The organism is Mucilaginibacter sp. RCC_168 (assembly GCF_041355315.1).
In the GTDB taxonomy this organism is placed as follows: Bacteria; Bacteroidota; Bacteroidia; order Sphingobacteriales; family Sphingobacteriaceae; genus Mucilaginibacter.
In genome coordinates this window covers 107,141-128,478 of the sequence record NZ_JBFUPN010000024.1, presented here as the reverse complement: position 1 = coordinate 128,478, position 21,338 = coordinate 107,141, and the positions used below count along the sequence as shown (strand labels likewise).

At 38.8% G+C, this 21,338-nt stretch carries 19 protein-coding genes and 3 tRNA genes; 9 read left to right on the top strand and 13 right to left on the bottom strand.

Annotation, left to right across the window (positions count from 1 at the left end):
- Window positions 1-486 precede the first annotated feature (486 nt).
- Entirely contained in the window at window positions 487-1,767 is a 1,281-nt protein-coding gene (locus AB6735_RS22130; protein ID WP_370998253.1) for an aminotransferase class I/II-fold pyridoxal phosphate-dependent enzyme, read from the top strand.
- Window positions 1,768-1,769: 2 nt separating this feature from the next.
- Window positions 1,770-2,420 carry a TetR/AcrR family transcriptional regulator gene (locus tag AB6735_RS22125; protein ID WP_370998252.1) on the top strand — a complete coding sequence of 217 codons (651 nt, stop codon included), beginning with the start codon at window positions 1,770-1,772 and terminating at the stop codon, window positions 2,418-2,420.
- A 10-nt stretch (window positions 2,421-2,430) separates the two neighbouring features.
- Here the strand turns inward: AB6735_RS22125 and AB6735_RS22120 are convergent, their stop codons facing one another.
- The 4 genes from AB6735_RS22120 to AB6735_RS22105 all read right to left on the bottom strand — a co-directional run bounded on the left by AB6735_RS22120 (window position 2,431) and on the right by AB6735_RS22105 (window position 3,941).
- Window positions 2,431-2,829 (bottom strand): putative toxin-antitoxin system toxin component, PIN family, encoded by a 399-nt coding sequence (locus AB6735_RS22120; protein WP_370998251.1) that lies wholly within the window; start codon window positions 2,827-2,829, stop codon window positions 2,431-2,433.
- Between the two features lie 2 nt (window positions 2,830-2,831).
- A complete protein-coding gene (locus AB6735_RS22115) occupies window positions 2,832-3,032 on the bottom strand; it encodes a hypothetical protein (protein WP_370998250.1) in 201 nt (66 codons plus the stop codon).
- A gap of 81 nt (window positions 3,033-3,113) precedes the next feature.
- Window positions 3,114-3,518, bottom strand: coding sequence for a helix-turn-helix domain-containing protein (locus AB6735_RS22110; protein ID WP_370998249.1), 405 nt, complete (start codon window positions 3,516-3,518; stop codon window positions 3,114-3,116).
- Window positions 3,519-3,533: 15 nt separating this feature from the next.
- A complete protein-coding gene (locus AB6735_RS22105) occupies window positions 3,534-3,941 on the bottom strand; it encodes a helix-turn-helix domain-containing protein (RefSeq protein WP_370998248.1) in 408 nt (135 codons plus the stop codon).
- A gap of 545 nt (window positions 3,942-4,486) precedes the next feature.
- On the opposite strand from AB6735_RS22105, the gene AB6735_RS22100 reads away from it, so the two are divergent.
- From AB6735_RS22100 to AB6735_RS22090, 3 genes are all read left to right on the top strand, one after another.
- Entirely contained in the window at window positions 4,487-7,699 is a 3,213-nt protein-coding gene (locus AB6735_RS22100) for a SusC/RagA family TonB-linked outer membrane protein (protein WP_370998247.1), read from the top strand.
- 8 nt (window positions 7,700-7,707) lie between these two features.
- Window positions 7,708-9,084: a RagB/SusD family nutrient uptake outer membrane protein gene (locus AB6735_RS22095; RefSeq protein WP_370998246.1), complete on the top strand. Its 1,377-nt coding sequence runs from the start codon at window positions 7,708-7,710 to the stop codon at window positions 9,082-9,084.
- A 138-nt stretch (window positions 9,085-9,222) separates the two neighbouring features.
- Window positions 9,223-10,515 carry a TlpA family protein disulfide reductase gene (locus tag AB6735_RS22090; protein WP_370998244.1) on the top strand — a complete coding sequence of 431 codons (1,293 nt, stop codon included), beginning with the start codon at window positions 9,223-9,225 and terminating at the stop codon, window positions 10,513-10,515.
- A 52-nt stretch (window positions 10,516-10,567) separates the two neighbouring features.
- Here AB6735_RS22090 and AB6735_RS22085 read toward each other — a convergent pair whose 3' ends face one another.
- From AB6735_RS22085 to AB6735_RS22070, 4 genes are all read right to left on the bottom strand, one after another.
- Window positions 10,568-10,834 carry a hypothetical protein gene (locus tag AB6735_RS22085; protein WP_370998243.1) on the bottom strand — a complete coding sequence of 89 codons (267 nt, stop codon included), beginning with the start codon at window positions 10,832-10,834 and terminating at the stop codon, window positions 10,568-10,570.
- A gap of 49 nt (window positions 10,835-10,883) precedes the next feature.
- A complete protein-coding gene (locus tag AB6735_RS22080) occupies window positions 10,884-11,366 on the bottom strand; it encodes a MauE/DoxX family redox-associated membrane protein (RefSeq protein ID WP_370998242.1) in 483 nt (160 codons plus the stop codon).
- Between the two features lie 10 nt (window positions 11,367-11,376).
- The gene (locus AB6735_RS22075; protein WP_370998241.1) at window positions 11,377-14,007 is read right to left on the bottom strand and encodes a lanthionine synthetase LanC family protein; all 2,631 of its coding nucleotides are present in this window, start codon (window positions 14,005-14,007) and stop codon (window positions 11,377-11,379) included.
- Window positions 14,008-14,350: 343 nt separating this feature from the next.
- On the bottom strand, window positions 14,351-14,929 hold the full coding sequence (locus tag AB6735_RS22070; RefSeq protein WP_370998240.1) for a Crp/Fnr family transcriptional regulator: 579 nt from the start codon (window positions 14,927-14,929) through the stop codon (window positions 14,351-14,353).
- 240 nt (window positions 14,930-15,169) lie between these two features.
- Here AB6735_RS22070 and AB6735_RS22065 point away from each other — a divergent pair, with 240 nt between their 5' ends.
- On the top strand, window positions 15,170-16,351 hold the full coding sequence (locus AB6735_RS22065; RefSeq protein ID WP_370998239.1) for a hypothetical protein: 1,182 nt from the start codon (window positions 15,170-15,172) through the stop codon (window positions 16,349-16,351).
- Window positions 16,352-16,353: 2 nt separating this feature from the next.
- Here the strand turns inward: AB6735_RS22065 and AB6735_RS22060 are convergent, their stop codons facing one another.
- Window positions 16,354-16,578, bottom strand: a complete 225-nt coding sequence (locus AB6735_RS22060; protein ID WP_370998238.1) for a hypothetical protein — start codon at window positions 16,576-16,578, stop codon at window positions 16,354-16,356.
- A gap of 420 nt (window positions 16,579-16,998) precedes the next feature.
- On the opposite strand from AB6735_RS22060, the gene AB6735_RS22055 reads away from it, so the two are divergent.
- On the top strand, window positions 16,999-17,841 hold the full coding sequence (locus AB6735_RS22055) for an RteC domain-containing protein (RefSeq protein WP_370998237.1): 843 nt from the start codon (window positions 16,999-17,001) through the stop codon (window positions 17,839-17,841).
- 29 nt (window positions 17,842-17,870) lie between these two features.
- Here AB6735_RS22055 and AB6735_RS22050 read toward each other — a convergent pair whose 3' ends face one another.
- The 4 genes from AB6735_RS22050 to AB6735_RS22035 form a co-directional block, all read right to left on the bottom strand.
- Window positions 17,871-18,146 (bottom strand): helix-turn-helix domain-containing protein, encoded by a 276-nt coding sequence (locus AB6735_RS22050; protein ID WP_112654675.1) that lies wholly within the window; start codon window positions 18,144-18,146, stop codon window positions 17,871-17,873.
- A gap of 79 nt (window positions 18,147-18,225) precedes the next feature.
- Window positions 18,226-19,479: a site-specific integrase gene (locus AB6735_RS22045; protein ID WP_370998236.1), complete on the bottom strand. Its 1,254-nt coding sequence runs from the start codon at window positions 19,477-19,479 to the stop codon at window positions 18,226-18,228.
- A gap of 225 nt (window positions 19,480-19,704) precedes the next feature.
- A tRNA-Lys gene (locus AB6735_RS22040) sits at window positions 19,705-19,777 on the bottom strand.
- A gap of 133 nt (window positions 19,778-19,910) precedes the next feature.
- The gene (locus AB6735_RS22035) at window positions 19,911-20,927 is read right to left on the bottom strand and encodes a WD40/YVTN/BNR-like repeat-containing protein (protein WP_370998235.1); all 1,017 of its coding nucleotides are present in this window, start codon (window positions 20,925-20,927) and stop codon (window positions 19,911-19,913) included.
- 180 nt (window positions 20,928-21,107) lie between these two features.
- On the opposite strand from AB6735_RS22035, the gene AB6735_RS22030 reads away from it, so the two are divergent.
- Window positions 21,108-21,191: transfer RNA gene (locus tag AB6735_RS22030), tRNA-Leu, on the top strand.
- A gap of 60 nt (window positions 21,192-21,251) precedes the next feature.
- Window positions 21,252-21,335 (top strand) — tRNA-Leu (locus AB6735_RS22025).
- The last annotated feature ends 3 nt before the right edge of the window (window positions 21,336-21,338 follow it).

The window sequence follows — 21,338 nt, the reverse complement described above, 5'->3', positions numbered from 1 at the left end:
CGTCTTGATACCTCTGCCATCGGATCAATTGAAGTAAAACGCCCAATTACAGGGTCGTAGAAACGTGCACCGTAATCTCAAGGTGTATTTCGTACCTACAAAGGCGCAAAAGCACCGTAAGCGCATTGTTTGGCCGGGTTGAAAATCGTTCTGTAAAAATAACTATTAGTTAAATTTAAAACTGAAAAATGTGAATCATAAAAACGCATATTGCTTATTTATTATGCCCTTAATAACGTAAAGAGAAATCAAAAGTAGTAAAAGATTAATACAAATAGTTTGGTAAAGGATTTTGTAAAATCCCGTTCCTGAAATGTTTGGTAAAATTCCATTCACATAATTAAAGCAAAGTATTTTCGACAATTACCTAAAAAGTAAATCACTGTCATTTAATTGTAAAACATATAGTTAAAATCATAGGTTGTAAATTTCCCTATGTGGTTAAATTTGTAAATTGCCTTTACACACATCTTAAACTCTTATACTATGAAAACAAACATCAACTTTCTAAAAGCAAGCTTTAAAGATTTCGAAAACATCCCTGATTTAAACGCATTTGAAAGAGCGGAGGTATTTCAGGATTTCACAAACTATATGGACGAAAGCGGTCAAATGAACTTTCGTTTTTTGACCAGTAAAAAAGGATGTGGGCCAGAAATGTGGGTTACCTCACCATTTAATAAAACTCCTAAAAAGTGCGTCAGCTTAGTATCCAATGACTATTTGAATTTCACTCAGCATCCTAAAGTCAAATTGGCTGCAATTCACGGTATTGAAAAATACGGAACCGGCGCAGGTGCATCGCCATTAATTGGAGGACATCATGAGTACCATGAAATGTTGCAAAGTAAAATTTCCGGCTTCTTTAATAGACCGAAGCATTCAGCATTAATTTATACTACCGGTTACACAGCAAATAGCGCAAGCCTCTTGGCATTGCTAAAGGACAAGGATATAGCCATACTAGATATGGCAGTTCATGCAAGTGTTTATGAGGGCTGCAGAGAGACAAACGTCAAAATGTTTCTGCATAATGACTTGGACGCATTAGAAAAGATATTAAAAGATGCCCAGGATAAATTTTTAACAAGATTGGTAATAATCGACGGGGTATATTCTCAGGATGGTGATTTGGCTAAGATGGATGAGATTTATAAACTCACAAAAAAGTACGGCGGTTTCTTAATGGTTGACGATGCACATGGCATTGGTGTTTTAGGAAACAATGGCCGGGGAGCGATGGAAGTTTATGATATGGTGGACAAGGTAGACATAATAGCAGGCACCCTTAGTAAAGCATTTGGACATATAGGCGGATTTATCGTAGCTGATCCTAAAATCATAAACTTTTTAAAATTCCAATCGCGGCAGCAAGTATTTTCTTCAACCTCAACGCCAGCAGCAGCTGGTTTGCTTAAAGCTATTGACCTAATAGATGAAGAACCAAAATGGCGAACTATGCTTGCAGATAATGTTGCGTATTTTAAAAAAGGTCTTTTGGATTTAAAAATGGATATAGGAAATACTGAATCGCCAATTATTCCTGTTAAAATTGGAGATGCACATAAAACGGGTGACGCAGGCCGTTTACTGTTAAAAGCGGGAGTTTATGCTAATACAATTGTTTACCCAGGTGTTGCCAAGAAAAAAGCAAGAATCAGAACAAGCCTGATGGCAACACATACTCGCGAACATTTGGATAAAGCGCTAAATGCATTTGAATATGTGGATCAAAAGTTGCATATTTCCTTATCAAAAAGGGAATAATAATGACCAAAGCAAGGTATCAAGGAGAAAGTAACGACAAAGAACGCTCCATGCAACGATTATTAGATGCTGTTGGATGCGTAATAAAAGAAAAGGGATATACCGGGCTTGGCCCGACAAATATCGCTAAGGCAGCTGGTTTAAATAAGAGGCTGATATATTTCTATTTTGGAACCGTTGACAACCTGATCGAAAAATATGTGAGGAGTAAAGATTATTTTGCGGGGGCATCAAATGGCGCTGACGAATTGTTAGAGCAGAATAATGGGTCGGGAACGTGTAAGCTATTAGAATCCATTTTGGTAAGCCAGTTAGAATATTTCTATGGCAATGAGGAAATGCAAAAAATAATACTCTGGCAAATTAGCGAAAGAAGTCAAATTATGTTTGAAGTAGCAGAAACTCGTGAGCAAGTTGGAAGCCAATTTTTCGAATTGGCAGATAAGGAGTTAAATCAGGAAAAAGCAGATTTACGGGCAGTTGCAGGTTTGCTTGTCGGTGGTATTTACTACATGGTTTTACATGCCAAATCTAACGACAGCTTATTTTGCGAAATTGATATAAATACGGAAGAGGGATTTAATCGGATAAAAAATGCAATAGGCAATATTCTTTCAGACACCTATAAACGGGCAAAACATCAACAAAATTAATGTTGCGGTTCTATGTGGTAATGGTTCTGAAATCAGCGATGGTAATCACCTTTGTTCTTTTATGTTTTTTTACCTGCAATACCAGTTTATCACCCGTTATAAGATAGTCAGCTTTTGACTTTTCTGATAATGCAAACAGGTAGTTGTCTTTGGGATCAGTTACAACAAACTCAATCTTTCCAAGTTGGTAAACTGTTGTTACTGTATCGTGTAGCTCAATGACTTTTTTTGTAGTAGATGGTGAAATAAACTTAGCCAGTTTAGGTCTATTTATAACATTGATAATTTCATTTCTCAACATCTCACATGACGCTACTGTAACTCCGTTATCTGAGATGTCTGCAATAAAATCAATTTGACCATTGATGGATAGGGTGATCCAAATATTGCAGTCTATAACGATAATCATATCTATTGTCCTGAGCGAAAAGCACTAACTTCAGCAACAATCTCATCAATATTAGGCTTGAGGCCAGGCTTTACACTTTTATTGATTTCGTCAGCCAGTTTCCTAGCTTTAGTCTTATTTTCAATGGTTACTCCCAATTCTTTTAAAAGTTGCTTAACTAATGAACTTTTTTGTTCGGGAACATTTATTAGTAAAGTTTCCATAATAACAAATTTAATGAATTTAGAATAATTAATGAATCGGAGAACTTTAGTTTTATAGCTGTAATTTCAAATTGGAATGATTTACTCAGACTTTTTATTGAGAAGTATGTCCACCTTTTCCCTCTCAACTTTCAGTAAGCATTCATAGAGTTCAATAATCTTTTCAACCGGGTTATTTATCAAAGTACATTCATGGGTATTGATTGAACTGTTTGTTACAGAACTTCCATCATAGAAATTTGCTGTATAAAGTACAGTTTCATCTTTAAAAGCTTTTAACCCTTCTAATGTTACTCCTAAGACATCCGCGATTTGCTGCAGTCTTTCATCATCAATAGTTTCACTTTGCTCAATTTTAGAAACCGCTTGTTTAGTGATTTTCAGACCAACAGCAACATCTTCCTGAGTTAATCCGCGAAGTTTTCTAACCCTTTCGATTTTTCTGCCTATGTGTAACTTTTTACTATTAACTACCGATTTTTCCATACTCTAATTAAACGATCAGCTCGTCTTTATTTGATTTTTTAAAAGTTCTAACTTTTCACGCTCACTTTGTAAAAGTCGTTCATACAATTCAGCAATCTTTTCTATTGGATTAACTTGTTGAGCTATAAAATTACCATTGTCTTTAATCTCAAAATCATGAACATCATAAACGTTGTTTATATGATATGTGATTCTGTCATCATCAAAATTCCGAATTACTTCAGGGGTTACACCCAATGCGTCAGCTATTTGTTTTAACAGGACATCTTCAATTTCTTCCTGCTGTTCGATTTTAGACACGGTCTGCTGCGAAACGCCCAGCTTGCTTGCCAAGTATTCCTGTTTAAAACCCCGGAATGTTCTTATACGCTCTACCTTTTGTCCTATTGTTAATGGTTTCTTGTTAAATATGGTTTCTTCCATGAGAAAATATTATGCTTTAAAGTTAGTAAAAATCAAATTGAATAAGGTAAAAGTCAAGCGAATAATTTTCCCTTAATAGGGAAAATTGAGTTATTTCGGTCAATTAAATATGTGCAATATAGTCAATAGCGGCAACCCACAAAAAGCAGTAATCAAACGCCGAGTCTGCTGCCAGTTTGTAGTTGCTATTGAATCGAAAATATCCTATCAGCCAGGTTATATTCAAACGGCTAATGTGTGCCTGGTCAAAGGCTTCGCGCGAGGTGAAGTCAATTCCTATCCGTTACAAGACCGGATCAAAAACATCATTTGTTCTCCGGAATGATTTTAGGGGGCGGCAACCTGAGATCAGTTAATAGTATATCCCATAGGTTGCCGCTTTATTTATGCAATAGTTTAGTACCCTAATTCCCGTTCCCAAAACTTTCATGAAAAAATTAACGATTAACCTCGTAATGGCCGTGCTATGGCTAAAGCGACCTCCAATAAAACTTATACCTCAATTTTGCTTTTTTGCGTTCTTAATATTGTTTTCAGGCAATCACGTGTCCGCACAGTCATTAAAACCTGCGCGGATCACAGGCACTGTTTTTACAGCCGATGACAATAAACCCTTACCCGGTGCTACCATTCACCTCGGCGCGACTGATAATGTTGTTATTTCCGATCCTAACGGTAATTTTCAACTAATTACAGCAGATACCGTTGGAACATTACAAATATCATTCATAGGCTATAGGACTTCCTTTTTATCCTTTACCAAAAATAAGCGTGGCCCATTCCGCATTTTGCTTGAACAGGATGCCTCAGTCCTGAAAGAAGTAGTTGTGTCAACTGGTTTTCAAACGATTCAGAAAGACAGGGCGACAGGTTCCTTTGTTCAGATTGATAGTTCTTTGGTAAACCGCAGGGTAAGCCCGGATGTTATAAGCAGACTAGAAGGATTAGTACCCGGCCTTCTTTTTAACAGGAATACCAGCAGTTCTGCTTCAGGAAATCTTGACTTGAGTATCAGGGGGAACAGCACCCTGTTCGCTAATAATCAGCCACTCATTGTAGTTGACAATTTTCCATACGACGGCGATATCACAAACATTAACCCCAATGACGTAGCAAGCATTACCATTTTAAAAGATGCAGCTGCAGCCAGCATTTGGGGAGTGCGGTCTGGAAACGGTGTTATCGTAATAACCACAAAAAAGGGTAAACTAAATCAGAAGTTGGCAGTTGAACTTAATGCAAATCTTACTATGGGTAATAAACCCAATTTATTTTACGATCCCAATTACCTTAACGCCAATGATTTCATCAATGTAGAAAGCGCGCTTTTTAAGGCTAATTTCTACAATAGTGATTTAACGAAAGGATACAACGTTGTATCCCCTGTGGTTCAAATATTAGCAAATACCAGGGCTGGTACTCTTTCATCAGCGGATGCCACCAGCCAAATTAATACTCTACGCAGCTTTGATGTCCGTAACGATCTTCAAAAATATTTCTACAGGCAATCTGCCAACCAGCAGTATAACCTGAACTTTCGGGGAGGAACAAGTAAGAGCGACTATTACCTGTCACTGGGCTATGACAATGATCTGAGCAATCAGGTTGGAAACAACAATGAGCGGATAACCATTAATAGTAGTTACAATTTTACACCCGTTAAAAATCTGCAAGTTTCAGTTGGCCTCAATTATACCAAAACGAATAACCAAAGCAACAGCACAGTCGATGCCATAAACAAGATTAGCGGTAAAAGCAGAATATATCCCTACGCCCGGTTAGCCGATGATAATGGTAACGCCCTGCCAATTGTTCATGATTACTCTTTAAATTTTGTCAACAGTGCGACAAATTCAAAACTTCTGGATTGGAATTACAGGCCACTGGATGAATTACACAACGCTGATAACGCTTTAAATGCATTTGATAACAGGATAAATCTTGGATTGAAATATAGCTTTTTGAATGGCTTCAACGCCGATGTTAAATACGTATATGAAAATGCGCAGACCAATACTGCCGATTATTTCAGCCAGGACACTTATTATACCAGAAATCTCATCAACGAATTTACCCAGCAGAATACTGACGGAACATTGTCTTATCCTATTCCATTAGGCGGAATACTCCAGCAGCAAAATGCCTCATTGATCTCCCAACACCTGCGTGGCCAGCTAAACTATTCAAAAGAGTGGAGCGAGAACAGCCGATTTACAGCTTTACTTGGTTCTGAATGGAGTTCAGCAGTAGATAAGTCAGCGGGCCAGTCACCAGCTTATGGCTATGATAATAACACTGGCGCTGTCAATCCTCACATCAATTATGTTACCTATTATGCGCTGAACCCGAAAGGCACCGGCTCTTTACAAATTCCTTATGGTCAGGCTTTCGCGCAGACAACCGATCATTTCATCTCTTATTTTACAAATGAAGCTTATACCTATGCAAATAAATATACTCTTTCAGTTAGCGCTCGTATAGATAAATCAAATCTATTTGGTGTAAATACTAACCAAAAGGCGGTACCCTTATATTCAGGCGGCTTTGCCTGGGATATCGGCCGCGAAAACTTTTATCACATAGGCTGGCTGCCAGTCCTGAAATTTAGAGCTACTTATGGATATAATGGAAACATCAATAAAACAGCTACTGCGGTAACTACACTCACCCAGCAAAGTAATTCTTATTATTCAGGTATACCTTATAACCGTATTGCCAATCCCGGCAATCCGAATCTCGAATGGGAAAAAGACCGTATGATAAATCTTGCGATAGACTTTGGCTCAAAAAATCAGGTGATTTCAGGAAGTACAGAGTTCTATTTTAAGAACGGAACGAACTTATTTGGCAATTCGTCGCTCCCCCCTTCAACAGGCTTTACAACATTTTTCGGTAACACAGCCAGTACCTCCGGGCATGGTCTAGATATGACTCTTAACAGCAAAAATATTGCTACCGAGAGATTTAAATGGCTAACGAATTTTATCTATAGCTACGCATTTGATAAAGTAACAAAATATAATGTACAATCAACTGTAACAGCCTATTTAACCCAGGGGGATGGCAATTCCGGGGTGATTACACCAATGGTTAACGCCCCGCTGTTTGGAATTTATAGTTTTAAATCCGGGCCTCTAACTCATGCCACGGGCGATCCACAAGGTTATTTAAACGGTAACCTGAGTACAAATTATTCCAGTATCATCCAGCAATCCACTATTGGCGATCTTGTATATAATGGCCCTTCCAGGCCGACCAGCTTTGGCTCATTCAGGAATACATTTGTGTATGACGCATGGTCTATATCTTTTAATGTTATTTATAAGCTGGGCTACGTTTTTAGAAAATCTTCAATTCAATACGGAGCACTATACAGCAGCTGGATAGGAAATAAAGATTTTTCATCCCGATGGCAGAAACCAGGGGACGAACTTATCACAACAGTGCCATCTATGATCTTACCGCCGGTTGATAACAACCGGGACTTTTTTTACACTTATTCTCAGAGCCTTATTGAAAATGGGGATCATATACGGCTTCAGGATATTAGCCTGAATTATGATCTGACAAGGTCACTCTGGAAAAAGTCCCCATTCACAAATCTGATGGTGTACGGGAATATCAACAATGTCGGCATTTTATGGCGCGCTAATCACAACGGCCTCGATCCTGATGTGTATTCTCTAAGCGGCGGAGGAATGACCAGCCTGCCAATTCCAAGAACATATTCCATAGGAATTAAATCAAATTTTAAATGAGCATAACCATGAAATATCATAATCCAAAACTCACATTACTCTGCCTGTTTTCCATCTTCATGATGGCTTTGGGATGTAAAAAGCAGGACAATTTTTTAAATACCAAGCCTAATCAGGCCTTATCGGTACCCTCCACCTTAGCGGATTTACAAACACTTTTAAATGATGAAGATGTTTTTAACAGGTATTACCCTGCGCTGGGTGAGTTATCTACAGACGATTTTTTTATCGACGCTTCCTACTGGCTCAGCAGGGGAACGACGGAGAAAAACGCCTATGTATGGGCCAAACAAATCTATGCGGCTAATGCCAATGTCGCCGACTGGTCAAGCCCTTATCAGGTTGTTTACTATGCCAATACCATACTGGCTACTCTTGACAAAATAAATACCCCTGCCAGCCAGCAAAGCCAATACAATAATGTTAAAGGAAGTGCGCTTTTTTTCAGAGCCTTTGCATTTTACAACCTTGTGCAAACTTTTGCAATGCCTTATGATTCGACATCTGCGGACAAAAACCTGGGGGTTCCATTGCCACTGGTTCCCGACCTGGGTGCAAAACTTTCGCGGGCAACCGAAAGTCAGTGTTTTAACCAGATTATAACTGATCTGAACAATGCATCTTCAATGCTGCCTAATATACCGGCGAGAAAAACACAGCCTTCCAAAGCGGCAGTTCTCGGTTTACTCTCCAGGATTTATTTGGTTATGGGGAACTATACCCAATCCCTGAAGTATGCCAAAGACTTCCTTGGCTTATATAGTCAGTTACAGGATTATAATAAGCTGGATCCCTCAGCATTCCCGGTTTACCCTAATTATTCTCCCGAAGAAGTTTTTCATGCCGGATTCCAGGGATATACCACCATCGGGTTTTCAGCGCAGGTAGATAGTTCTATGTATAAGTCGTTTAATGACAAAAACGATTTAAGGCCTGACATATTTTTTTACAATAGCGGAGGTGAAATTGAATTTAACAGCCAGTTTGATTTTAACAACACTCTTTCCTGTACAATTTCAACCAATGAAATTTACTTTAATAAAGCCGAGTGTGAAGCAAGACTCAATGACCAAAATTCTGCAATGGCAGACCTGAATACTTTGCTGCTTACCCGCTGGCGTACAGGAACCTATAAGCCACTAACCGCGACATCGCCTTCGGATGCGCTTATACAAACCTTGAAAGAACGACGTAAGGATTTACTTTTTACCGGGCTGAGATGGTCTGATTTAAGACGGCTGAATAAAGACAGCCGGTTTGCCGTCACGCTGTACAGAAACATTAATGGCGTAAGTTATTCGCTTCCACCAAATGATCCCAGGTATGCGCTGCCGATACCTGATAATGAACTTCAGCTGAACCCAATGCCTCAAAACAGTCGCTAACCCGCAATATCAATGAAAAAGATTTGGCTATTATCATTTTTGACCTGTGCCTTTCTATGGGTAAATGGCCAGGAAATAAATAAAGCAGTTCGAATTTCCGGTAACGCCGGGTTTCTTAAAGACGGTGATTCGGTAAGTTTGAAAATTTATAAATACGGGATCATTAATCAGGAACCGTCATTTCAGGAAAATTTAACGGTGACTGCTCAAAACCATCAGTTTAAATTTGTAGTGCCGGGTAAGTCTTATCCTCAATATATCAACCTGACTTTTAAGGAACACTCAGCGAATAATTTATACTATTATGTTATCGCTGGTGGGGATGATATTGAATTAGATTTTGGGAATGAACTTGTAATTGAAGGTAAAAAATCGGCAAATTTTAATATCCAGCGTCTAATACGCCAGATAGAAGAACACTATAACCGGACGCATAAACAGCCAAACTTAACAGCTTTTACCTTAGAAAAAATCTTTAATGACCTGGATTCGTTGGCTGATGTACAGCAAAAGTTTCTGTCATCAAAGCGCAATGAAATAAGCGGCGAGATGTTTCAATTTTTAAGGACAAATATTGAGGCAACTGCGCAATGGACAAAGTACTATGACCTAACATGGACTTCTCCTGTATATAGAGATTCCAGCATTAACCCTCTAATCGGCAGCGTTAAGGAATATCAGCAAAAACATGGAAATAGAATAATGCCATTTGACAGCGTAGCTTGCTATAATAGTTTCTTTACCCAGTATCTGATCGAGAAATACAAGGTCGACAGTTGCCTGCTGAAAAATAAACCATTTGATGTAGTATCCTGTCTTGATTTTTTAATGCGGAATTATAAAGGGATGTTGCGGGAACAATTGATCACAACCTTGATTACCACTGCCAAGTCTTTCCCCGCAGGACTTAATCAGAAAATAAACAAAGCACTTTCAGTAACTACTAATACCAATTATAGCCGCGTTCTATTAGAAATCTCCAAAACAAGATTTGAGGGAGCTAACGCTGTTGATTTTTCTTTCCAAAACCCCAGCGGCCGGCTGGTAAAAGCGAGTGATTTTAAAGGTCAGGTTCTGATCGTTGATTTTTGGTATACCGGCTGCGGGAATTGCAGGGAACTTGCGCCTTTCATGAAAAAAATAGAACAGGATTTTACAGGAAAACCAGTCAGATTTATTAGTGTGAGCATTGATAAAAATAAAGAACAATGGCTCAATAGCGTAAAGGGAGGTCAATATGTTTCTCCCGAAATTGTTAATTTATATACTGCTGGCAAAGGAGATAAAGATAAAAGCCTTTTACAACTTCGGATCAATAGCTATCCCACTTTATTACTTATCACTAAATCTGGCAGTATGGTCAATCTTACAACCGATCCTCGACTGGATAATGGCCATGAATTATCCATGTTAATCCAAAAACAGCTTTAACATAAAAATACCCCTGCCGGAAAATACCGGCGGGGTATTTTAAACCAGTCAATTATTGGTAGATGTTGCTGGTTGCTGTTTGGTTTGATGGCATTACCCCATCTGTAGGCGGAGTTGATGTCACGATAGTACAAGCCACAGCCAAAGAAGTGCTGGCACAATTTGAGTGGGGTTTTACGGTTCTCCAAACAAACGACGAGCCTGATTTTTGAGCGTAGTAAGTTTGCGAATCTTTTTTTGCCAGCGGGCTGAACGCAAAAGCACTACCAATGCTGCTCATAGCAGCAAGAGCCATAAGGCCCATTTTTACTTTTTTCATAATGAATGTTTTGAAAATTTAATGATGCCGGTTTTATCACAGGGCCAGCTTAACCTGATTTCGCGCGTGAAATATTTTGATGATCCTTTAGATCAGTAATGTTTTTGCCCGGATTTTCTAATCGTGGCTTTAACGTTAGTCTCCAGCCAATAAAAGATATGATCAGAAAAAACACATTGAATAGTAAATGCTGGTTCCAGGTTAACAGGCGAATGATGCCTCCGCAGGAACAAGGAACTCTTGGGAACAGATGCAATAAAATGGCGGCTACATAAATCGTAAACAACCCCATAAGTACCGTAGAAGCTAAAAAACCCGTCTTTCTTGATTTCCCAAAAAGTAAAAGAATGGTGACAGCAATCTCTGCCGGGGGGATGAACCAAGTCAGCGAAGTACTGAACCAGCTTGGGAAAGGCTGATTATGCATTGCTCTCTGAAATGCCGGAAAGTCAAAATATTTGCTTGAACTGGCGTACAAATACATACATACAATTAAGGTTACTATTACATCTATCAGTGCAGCTCTTTTCATTTTTAGGATATTAAAGCCCGATTAAAGGAAATTTAATTTTAGATGGATTATTATATCGCAACAGAAAATGGATTATTCCGCTATTGCCTATCATAAAGTCGGCGGTAGGGGTGCTGTCACTTCCTTCCAGCCAATAAAGGTCACCGCTTAATTGTACTTTGGCGGTGTGAAGTAAAACCGAAACGATATGAGATGCACGGTCGATCCATTCCTCATCTTTCAAAATTCTATGAGCCTCAAGATAAACTTCCCCCAATCCGGCCAAACCGCCTGACTGGGTAATGTAGTTACTTGAAATATATTGGGGATGACTTAATAAGGCGGAACTTGCCGCCTGCTTGTAAACAGTCAGCTTTAAAAGTTCGAATGCCTTGATAAAAACTAACGCTATTCCTGAAAACCCAAATTCAAGCCAGGGATCGACCGACGAATTTTGAGGACTTGCCTGCCAGATATAATTTCCGTTTTTTAATTGCCTGTGCTTGAGCAACCAGTTTAAGCCTCTGATTGCGGCGTTCTTTGCTCTTTCACTGTAATATCTTTCACCGTATTCCAGCAGAAAATAAATTATACCCGCCACACCGTAAAGCAAACCCGTATGTTTAACTCCTTTTCGCATACTCGGGTCTTTTTTGACTGCCCAGGAACCGTCAAAATTTTGTTCCTTAATGATTGCTTCAGCAATAGTGGAAAGTTCTTTAGTGAAAGCCGGAAAACTTAACAGACTGGAGCATTGCATCGCAGCTAAACCTTGTCCGGCAATACCATCCCTTAAATTTATATATGGATTAGGAAAGGAAAGCAAACTTGCTAACTGATTGATATTCTGAATACTATTTTCAATTAACCCGGTTTGAATCATCTTAGCTGTCAGCACGCTAAATCCTGCGGCACCCGAATATAGCCCTGGCTCTGACGTACTCATATTGTTGACATAATATGCCCGCAACTCCTGATAGTTGAAATAAAATGCATCTCGTTTTTGGGCAAGGTCAAACCCCATTTGATCCGCAATTACAAGGAGATAGAGTATTCCGCAACAACCGGTATGAAATCCCGGATACCAGGTGTAGCTTTTGAATTCGTTGGAGATTAGAGGATCTTCGTTATTTGCCTTTGAATACCATTTGCTGTTAAGTCCCAGCAGAGGTGATTTCCAAATACTCTTTAGTGCCTGATCAATATTGTTGTTATTTTTTTTGAACTCGGAATTATCACTGTGAAATAATTTATCAGTTTTATTTTGAGTTAGTAAGACCGAGTGAAAAACTTCTAAGTTGTGCTTTAAGGATACCATCGTTGGACGATCATCTGCATTATTCTTCAAACAGGAACTTATGACCGAGGCCATCCGCTGATTATTGATTAAAAACATCAGGCTGTCATACAAGGAAGACGGATTGCCATAATTAAATTTTGTCGGCGAAATTCCGGTTAGTACCTTAATCATCAGTCCGCCCAAACCATAGACATCATCCTGGATTACTGGGACTGCCATTTGGGTTTGAGCAGGTGACATGTAACCTGGCGTGCCTAAAGGAAATGCAGGAAATGGTTTATTATGATTTAAATCATAACTTAACTCTATATCTATGGCAACAATTTTGTTTTCACGGCTTACTATAAAATTTGCCGGGTTCAAATCGCGGTGCACATACCCCCGATTGTGGAACGCATCAACTATTTCAATGATCTGTAGTAAATAACCAATTAAAAGGGATTGAGATTGTAAGGATAATTCATACCAGATTGTGCCATTTTGCACTTTACCAATTGACTCCAATAAAGAAGAACCCTCAACGTATTCCATAATAAAATAGCTATTGCCGTCTTCTTCAAAAAAATCGATTGCCCGAGGCAGAGCTACTGCACCGTGCAAAAGGGATTGTACTTCAAACTGCCACAGCAGGCGATCTTTGATACTCCGCCCCGCATCGTCTGCACAATGATGTCTATTTCCTTGTTTAATAATACACCACTCGGCGTTCAGCCACTTTGTTAAATTAAAACCCTTATATACATTTCCCTTAACATCGTTTTTCAAACTATAAAGCTGAAGATATTTACCCTGGTGCCACTTTTTAAGCTTGCTGCTTTTTCCGGAATTAATACCCTTGAACGGCCAGGCCGATTGATTAGGCAGGCTTATCCGATTTTGATCACCTAAATAAACAAACTCGGTAAAGACACAATTATCCAAGTGCCGGGCTGAAGGTATATCCGGGCCAAAATTTTCCCTGGTTTCGGCAATAAGCATTTGAGCTGCCTCTTTGGCTGTAGTTGCATCTAAAGGATATATCACTATTACCTTACCTACCTGATCATAGCCTAACCCCCCATCCATAATCGTCGAGTGTATGGTACTACTGGCTGGAATAAAATATGTAACTCTTAAATTGGTTAATGCCGGGATTAGCCTTGATAATAAGCCAGGCATTTGCTGTTTAGTAACTGATAAGTAAACGGCCCAGCAATACTCAGGGATATTTTGCCCAATCTGTAAATAAACTGCATGCTTTGTATATGCAATCCCTTCATCAGTTAGAATGATCTCAAAATCAGATAGCAAATGTTCGGAAGAACCAGCCCTTGAATTATCTTGAATTCCAGAGTGAGTTTTTTGAATTGCAGTGGTTTCCATAGTGTTGCTTAAATCGGTATAAAGCTACGCCGCAGTAGTTTAGTCACTGTTGACTAACGATATTAAATAAACATAATACCTCACAAAAATTTATGATATGTATCAATGATGTTATTATGGAAAATCAATTATAAAGACGGTGTTGATCTTAACCCCGGTTGATTTTTCAAAGGTTAGAACGGCAGTCTAATGCAATCTTTGAAAAAAAATTGTAAACGATAATAAAAGGAAAATATGGTAAAATTAGTATCTAAACATATTGCTCAGGTTGATATAGCATATAAAAAGAGAGTGCTACCATAAATTTTTTTATGAAGTAAACTTGTCCGCCAAATACGGTAAATCAATAATCTAAACCTTTATGCAGCCTGCTAAACGTTTCTTTTGTCACATTCAGATAAGAGGCGATCAGATAGTGTGGGATTCTTTTAAGAATGAAGTCCTCATGTTTTGAAAGGAAAGCATAACGGTCTTTTGCAGCCGAAATACGGAGCAATTTTTCACGGTACTGTCCATTCAAAGTGGTTTCCGAAATCAATAAAATAAACAGCTCTTTTGCTTCAGGATACGACTCTAAAACTTTCTGAATATGGTTAATTGGAAGTGCCAGTAATACTGTTTTAGCGGACACAGCGCTGATATATTCTTCACCTGCCCGCTGATTAAATAGCCCCTGCGGTATAATAATATCCCCCTCTTGTTTAAACCAGGTCGTCATTTTATCTGACTCTCCCTCAATCGAACCCCTGACGATCCCGCTTTGAATAAAGTAGAGCGAACTGGGGAGGTTGCCTGGGGATATAAAAGTTTCCTGGGCATCAAAGCGGTTTACTCTTAAACCTTCCATCAGCGCATTCGCAAGTTTTAAGGTTATAGATTTAGTGCGGTTTAGGCGTTGTACAAAAGCGGCAGAATCGATCATAATAACTCCGTTTAGACAACAAATAACACGAATCTAAATGCACTGGTCAAGTGGCTAAAGGTGGCAACAAAAAAGCCATCCTGAATGAAAAAGCAGATTTTTGTAAAAAAAGGCCCATAATCAAAAACAATTTTCCCCAATAAGGGAATTTTATAATTAATTTTGTTACACCTTTTAAGAATATCCTTTTAATATTAAACTATCTCAATTAAATACTTCTAAAAATGTGAAAGATAGATTATGGCTGCTGCGTTAACTAAATTAAAAGGATTTATTCAGACCTATTCCGGATTAATCTTTACTAATATTTCTGAAATCGAACTGGATGAGCTAAAAATCTTTATCACTCAGGCAATTTCTACTATTAGATGGGAAATTGAAGATGAGATAAGCCAGATGAAAGATCATTCTGCCAAATCAATTTATATACTGGCGCTTCAGTTCCAGTTAACCTATCTCGCTGACGGAATCACAGGTTTTCAGCATGAAGGTAACAATTTGTTAATAGAGTCCGGGTTATTTGACTGGTTATCATTAAGTATCTACGAATTATTGGAGCACATTCGGGAGTATTTCACCGATTACTTTGATTTTGATGCAGAATTACCAATACATTTTTTTGAACGATACCAGTCATCAATTCCTCTTTTTGGGGACGCATTTAGCGAGCGTTTAACCTCATTGAATGTCGATCCCAAACTTTCAGCCCTAATACTCGGGTTCAGCCAAGGGACAAACAAAACGGAACAGTTTAAGATAAGAACATGGCGACAATGGGATTATCTCGCCAAAACGGTTCGTGTCATTTCCCAATTTCTGGAAAATCCGCCGAAAGAGGACATAGACCTTGAATTATTAAAATTAATGATCTGTAAGGAATTCAACAGTATTCAGGTATATGCTTACTTTCTGAAATATATCGAGCGGATTACCTTGAGTGATACCGAATTTCATGAGCAGAAGCAGGACTTGATTTATCTATTAAAAATATTTCAGCAGGTAAGAGTAGATGCCCAGAACTTGTACGATCCTAAAGTTCAATCTCTTAAACTCTCGGTTATTGAAAGCCTTGAGGCAGAACTGGCCTATATCGAACAGAAAGAAAAACTTTACACGCAGAATTTTAAGATTACAAGCCCTAACGAGCCTTCTAAATTTTATTTTGTCGTCGCGGTTACGCTGGCAGAACTGATGTTTTTTTTCAGAATATTGCTGGAGGTCGCTTTTATTCAAACAAAATTCAAATCTTATTTATACGAATTCGTGAATAATCATATCAAGACTGAAAGAGCGGAGAACATTTCAAAAAAAAGCCAGCGTAATCATTTTAGCAACAAGCCATTCCCGGATCGGATCGTTCAAAGCATAAGAAGTTGGCTGCAAAAAATGATCAACCATATTGATCAGCATTACAAGTTATAGGTTTAATTTTCCATCAATGAAAGTAAGTTTTGGGATTGCAGGAATTTAATCAATTCATTAAATTTTCTGTAATCAAAGCCGTCCATTTCTCTTAACCCATTCCATTTCTTAGCAATCACTTCCTGTAGATTGCTGAACCCTTGCTGTTTAAGATATAGCTTACAATCATCGCTTAAAGCAATTTCATCAATAGGCAGGGTAAGAATTTCCAATTTAATTTCCTCCATAAAAAATAGCGTGGGACACTAGCTTTTCTGTTACAGGAGGTACGGCTAAGAACCTACACACAGGGTAAACCAATGCCCACGCATGCGTGGACGATTAGTCTATTACCCCCTTGTGTTAATTTTGAATTTAGCCGATTCCCTGTAACAAGGTTAATAGTATCGTATTATATCTTAATTTTCTTTTGTCTATTTCATACTTCAAAGTTAAGCATCCTTTAACAATTGGCATTTATTGAAAAAAATAAAAAAAATATTGCTAAACAGGGTTGCATCTAAATCTACGCATTATCTGCTCAAATGCGTTCATATCTGCTGTGTATGACACATTTATGTGCCATGTTAGCCACTTTACATCAAAGGTCTTTTACACCAAGTTTGTCCCAAGTTCTAAAAAATGGATGTGAAAAATAATTTAAAGCTATGATAATCGAAGAAGCAAAAGCACGCTTAGTGCAACTTGACGACGACCTGGAATTATTTGAAGAGATGGGAATTCCAGCCGGGCAAAAATTGAATGGTAAGCTTAACAGTATCAGACAGGCAATTGCTGAACTGAAAGTAATGTTAAACCAGCAGTCCTTTTCTTCAACTGACGAAGAAATCCAGTTTTTTAAATATGTAAAACCGCAGTTCATCGCGCGGCATTTATTTGCTTTGGATGTTTTTACCATCGAAGCAGGTAAACCGGTTGATACAGTCGAAGTGGTCAAAAATTACTTTGAACAGGAATTAAAATATTTGAGGAAATATTATGACCAGAACAAATTTATGCATCAGTATTACCTGCTTGACGGCACTGAACTTGATGCTTTATTATTTGTCCGCAATGCCCAGCTGCCGGGTTCGCTGATTCCTGACGTACAAGGCTTTGATCCTCAATTTTCAACTGCCGGTGATTATGTTTTCGCAAGGTTTATAACCAATGAGCGGATACAGCAGTTTTTGACAGATCGCTTGTATAGTCCACAAGAAGCCGAAACTTTATCCGGCATCACAAAGAAGAGAACGACATTAAAGTGGACGGGAGATGCAATTAACCTGGCAGAAATGGCTTATGGTATTTGGCTGACTGGTCAGGTCAACCATGGCAACGCTGGGATTGCTGAAATTATTGGTTCGCTGGAAGTAAACTTTCAGGTAAACATTGGGCGGCCATTCAGAAGGTGGCAATCTATCTCCGGCAGGAAGCGGGTGAGCCAGGTTAAATATCTCGATCAGATGAAGGCAGCGATATTAAAGCGTTTGGATGACGAAAATGCCTAAAATAGAAGCCGGGGTGACCGGCTTTTATTTTACCTTTTGGGCTTTTTTGCGGTGCCTTCCATGAGCTGCATAATGTCCTCATAATTGTAATAAATGATGTGCCCGATCCGCGTGAATTTCAAAGTGCCGTTTGCGCGCAAGGTGTGTAAGGTTCCCCCGGAAATCTTCAGCATATTTTTTACCTGGTAACTTTTTAAATATTTCTGAGGTTCCTCGGTTCGTTTGGTTAAAAGTAATTTGAGATCCTGCAACATGGATTGCCTGAATTGCTCTAAATCATCTTTTGTTATTAGTTCTACTGTCATCTGTTTTTAATTAAAGAAGACAAAACTATCTAATCTGTTTAACGCTGATTGTGTCCTTTCGGGGTGGCACCCTCAAATTTTAAGCACTTACCGCTAATCGCAGGGGGCTATTATTTTCATACAGTTTATCATGCAAGGCCTTCATATTGTTACTAATCTTCCTTTTGGTCATCTTTGCATAAATTTGGGTTGTCCTGATATCCTTATGACCGAGCATTTTGCTGACAGTTTCAATAGGTACATCGTTTTCCAAAGTAATTGTTGTTGCAAACGTGTGACGGGCGGTGTGCGTGGTCAATAGTTTATTGATGTCACAGATGTCAGCCAGCTCTTTCAGATAGGAATTAAACCGCTGATTACTATTTACCGGCAACAATTTGTTTTCATTGACGCAATAAGGATGACGTTTATATTTTTCAATGATCTCCAATGGGATAGGCAGTAGGGGTACGGTTTCTTCCGTACCTGACTTGGCCCGGTCTTTAGTAATCCACAAGCCGCCATCCACACCGGTAAAGATATTTTCCGGTTCAAGCGCATACACCGTTTCAAAGGCATAGCCGGTAAAGCAGCAGAAAACATAGACATCCCTTACTTCAGCGATCCGTTGGCAGCTTATTTTCTTGCTGTACATTTTAATGATTTCATCCATTTCCAAGTAATCGCGATCCGGGTCTTTGTAGGTACACTTAAAGTTGTTGATAGCGCTTTGGGCGATCATACCGTCATTCACGGCCTTTGTCATTACCTGCTTTAAGGTTTTGACGTATTTCATCGATGTGTTTTCATCGATGTCCTGCATCAGCAAATAATGATAAAAGCCTGAAGCGAATGAATACTGGATCTGGTCGAGGTTGATATCCGTCGATTTAAATTTCTTTTTCAGAAAGGCTTCCACTTTTCCCTTTAAACGCTCGTACCGCGCCAATGTACCTTTCGTGCCTTTACCCTTGCTTACCTTTTCGGCGAATTCGTCATTATGGACTTTAAACGCATGCATGAGCGTTGGTTTTGCTTCCGGTTTAAAAAGGTAAGCCTCCTTGACCATTTTTGCTGTAACTGTTACATGTTCTTCACAAAGCTGGTTATAACATTTCTCCAGTTCCCTCGTCGTATAAGTGATATAGGTATTAATAGTAGCGGCATCCTTACATGCCCTGATGGCAAACCCGGTTTCGTCATTCCAGTGTTCTGCCATAATCTTCTTACCGGATGAGAACTGATCCCTTAATCCGTTGACGGTGATGCGTACATAGATGGGGATCATCCCATCTGATGTTTGTTTGGCTTTCCAAAGCCAGAACAAAATTGAAAGTTCCTGATTTACTTTCATTTAGCCAGTTATTTGAGGTTAAACCATGGCCCCACCACAACCCCAAATTGAACTGCTGAATAAATTCGGTATACTAAATTCCGTTTTTTTGGTAGTATACCGAATAGTATACCGAACGGCTTAAACTGTTTTGACCCTGCCTGAATGAAAAAGTGCCTTAGAAGTGGTTTAAAACGAGAAAAGCCATTCTTTCGAACGGCTTTATCTCTCCTTAAACGGATTTTGTGATCCCGCTGGGACTCGAACCCAGGACCCCAACATTAAAAGTGTTATGCTCTACCAGCTGAGCTACGGAATCTTTCTTTTAACTTTTTCGATTGTGTTACCGTTTCCGTTTAAAGTGGTGCAAATATAGAAGTATTTGATATATGGCGCAAGTCTTTTTTTGAATTAATTTATAAGTATTTTTTAAGGTATTCATTGCCAATAAACTATAATTTTAAAAGCGCGATTTTACCTCCATTTCCAGCCAATAAAATCATTTTTCCGTGCCTGGCTTTAATGCAAACATTAAAACTGGCGCTGTCTATCTGCCTCCAGGTGCGGCCGCCATCCATCGTTATATTACTTCCGGAAGTTCCAGTGGAAAGAAATATGTTGTCTTTAATGTATTCTACACATGACTGAAAACCTAAAGGTCCCTGGGTTGGGCTGTTTAAAATAGGTGGATGAGCTGTGAAAATAGTGGCAACAGAATCTGTTCTTTTATCGTTTTCATAATCGCCGCCAACTATTATGATCTTGTTTTTTCCGATAGCTAAAGAGAATGCTCCCTGGCTGGCTTTGGAATGAATAAGGGGTAGATTGGTATAATTGTATTCAGGTTTGCTATCCATGCGGGTAATTATTCTGCTGTTTTTACCTCCGGATACAATAAATAATTTCCTGTTATATATTCTGAAACAGGTACCGCTGGCCGCAAAGGCTGCTTCGTTTGGTAGGGCAGTAGGAGGATTGGATACATTAGTCCATGTTTCACCGCCATCTTTAGTCTCCATTAATAAAAACTTGTTTTGAATAGGATCACCAAGGATATACCCATGCCGCTTGTCGGCAAAATCCATGGCATCAAAGAAATAAGTAGTGTCGGTTTTTCGATATTTTTCCTGCCAGGTTTTACCACCATCAATGGTTTTTAACACTAATGATGGTGTACCAGAGCTCATAACCACTGCTTCTTTGTTCGAAAATGCTTCAATATCCCTGAATTCAGATTTTTCATAACCTTTTATCTGTTGCCAATCCCAGGTTTTTCCTCCATCGTTGGTTATCGCAATGTATCCTTTACTACCACTAATCCACGCTGTTTTATCATTTACAACAGATAGCCCCCGAATACTTGTGGGTTTATCTTGTTGTAATAATACCACGCTTTGCGATCTTGCGATTGGCGATAGAAATAGAAGTGGAAATAGAATGCTGGTAATGAGGTAGTATTTTGTTTTCATTGAATTGGATAAAGAATACAGTTTTATCCGAAATTAATTTAAAAGAGTGCAAATGACAATATTTATCAATTTTTATATTATTTAGATTGCAATTTGATTGAAACGATTATATTTGCACGCTTGTTAATTAATCGATATCAAAAATCACTTTATGGTGAGCTTGAAGTATCAAAACGATAAGCCCGGATGGCGAAATTGGTAAACGTTGCGGTCTCAGAAGCCGTTGAGAATTGTCTCTTGAGAGTTCGAGTCTCTCTTCGGGCACGCCTGATTTGATTGAGTAGCCTTAAGTAATTATTTAAGGCTACTATCTTTTAGTAAAGAGCCCAGGTGGCGAAATTGGTAGACGCACCATCTTGAGGGGGTGGCATTCGTAAGGATGTGGCGGTTCGAATCCGCTCCTGGGCACAC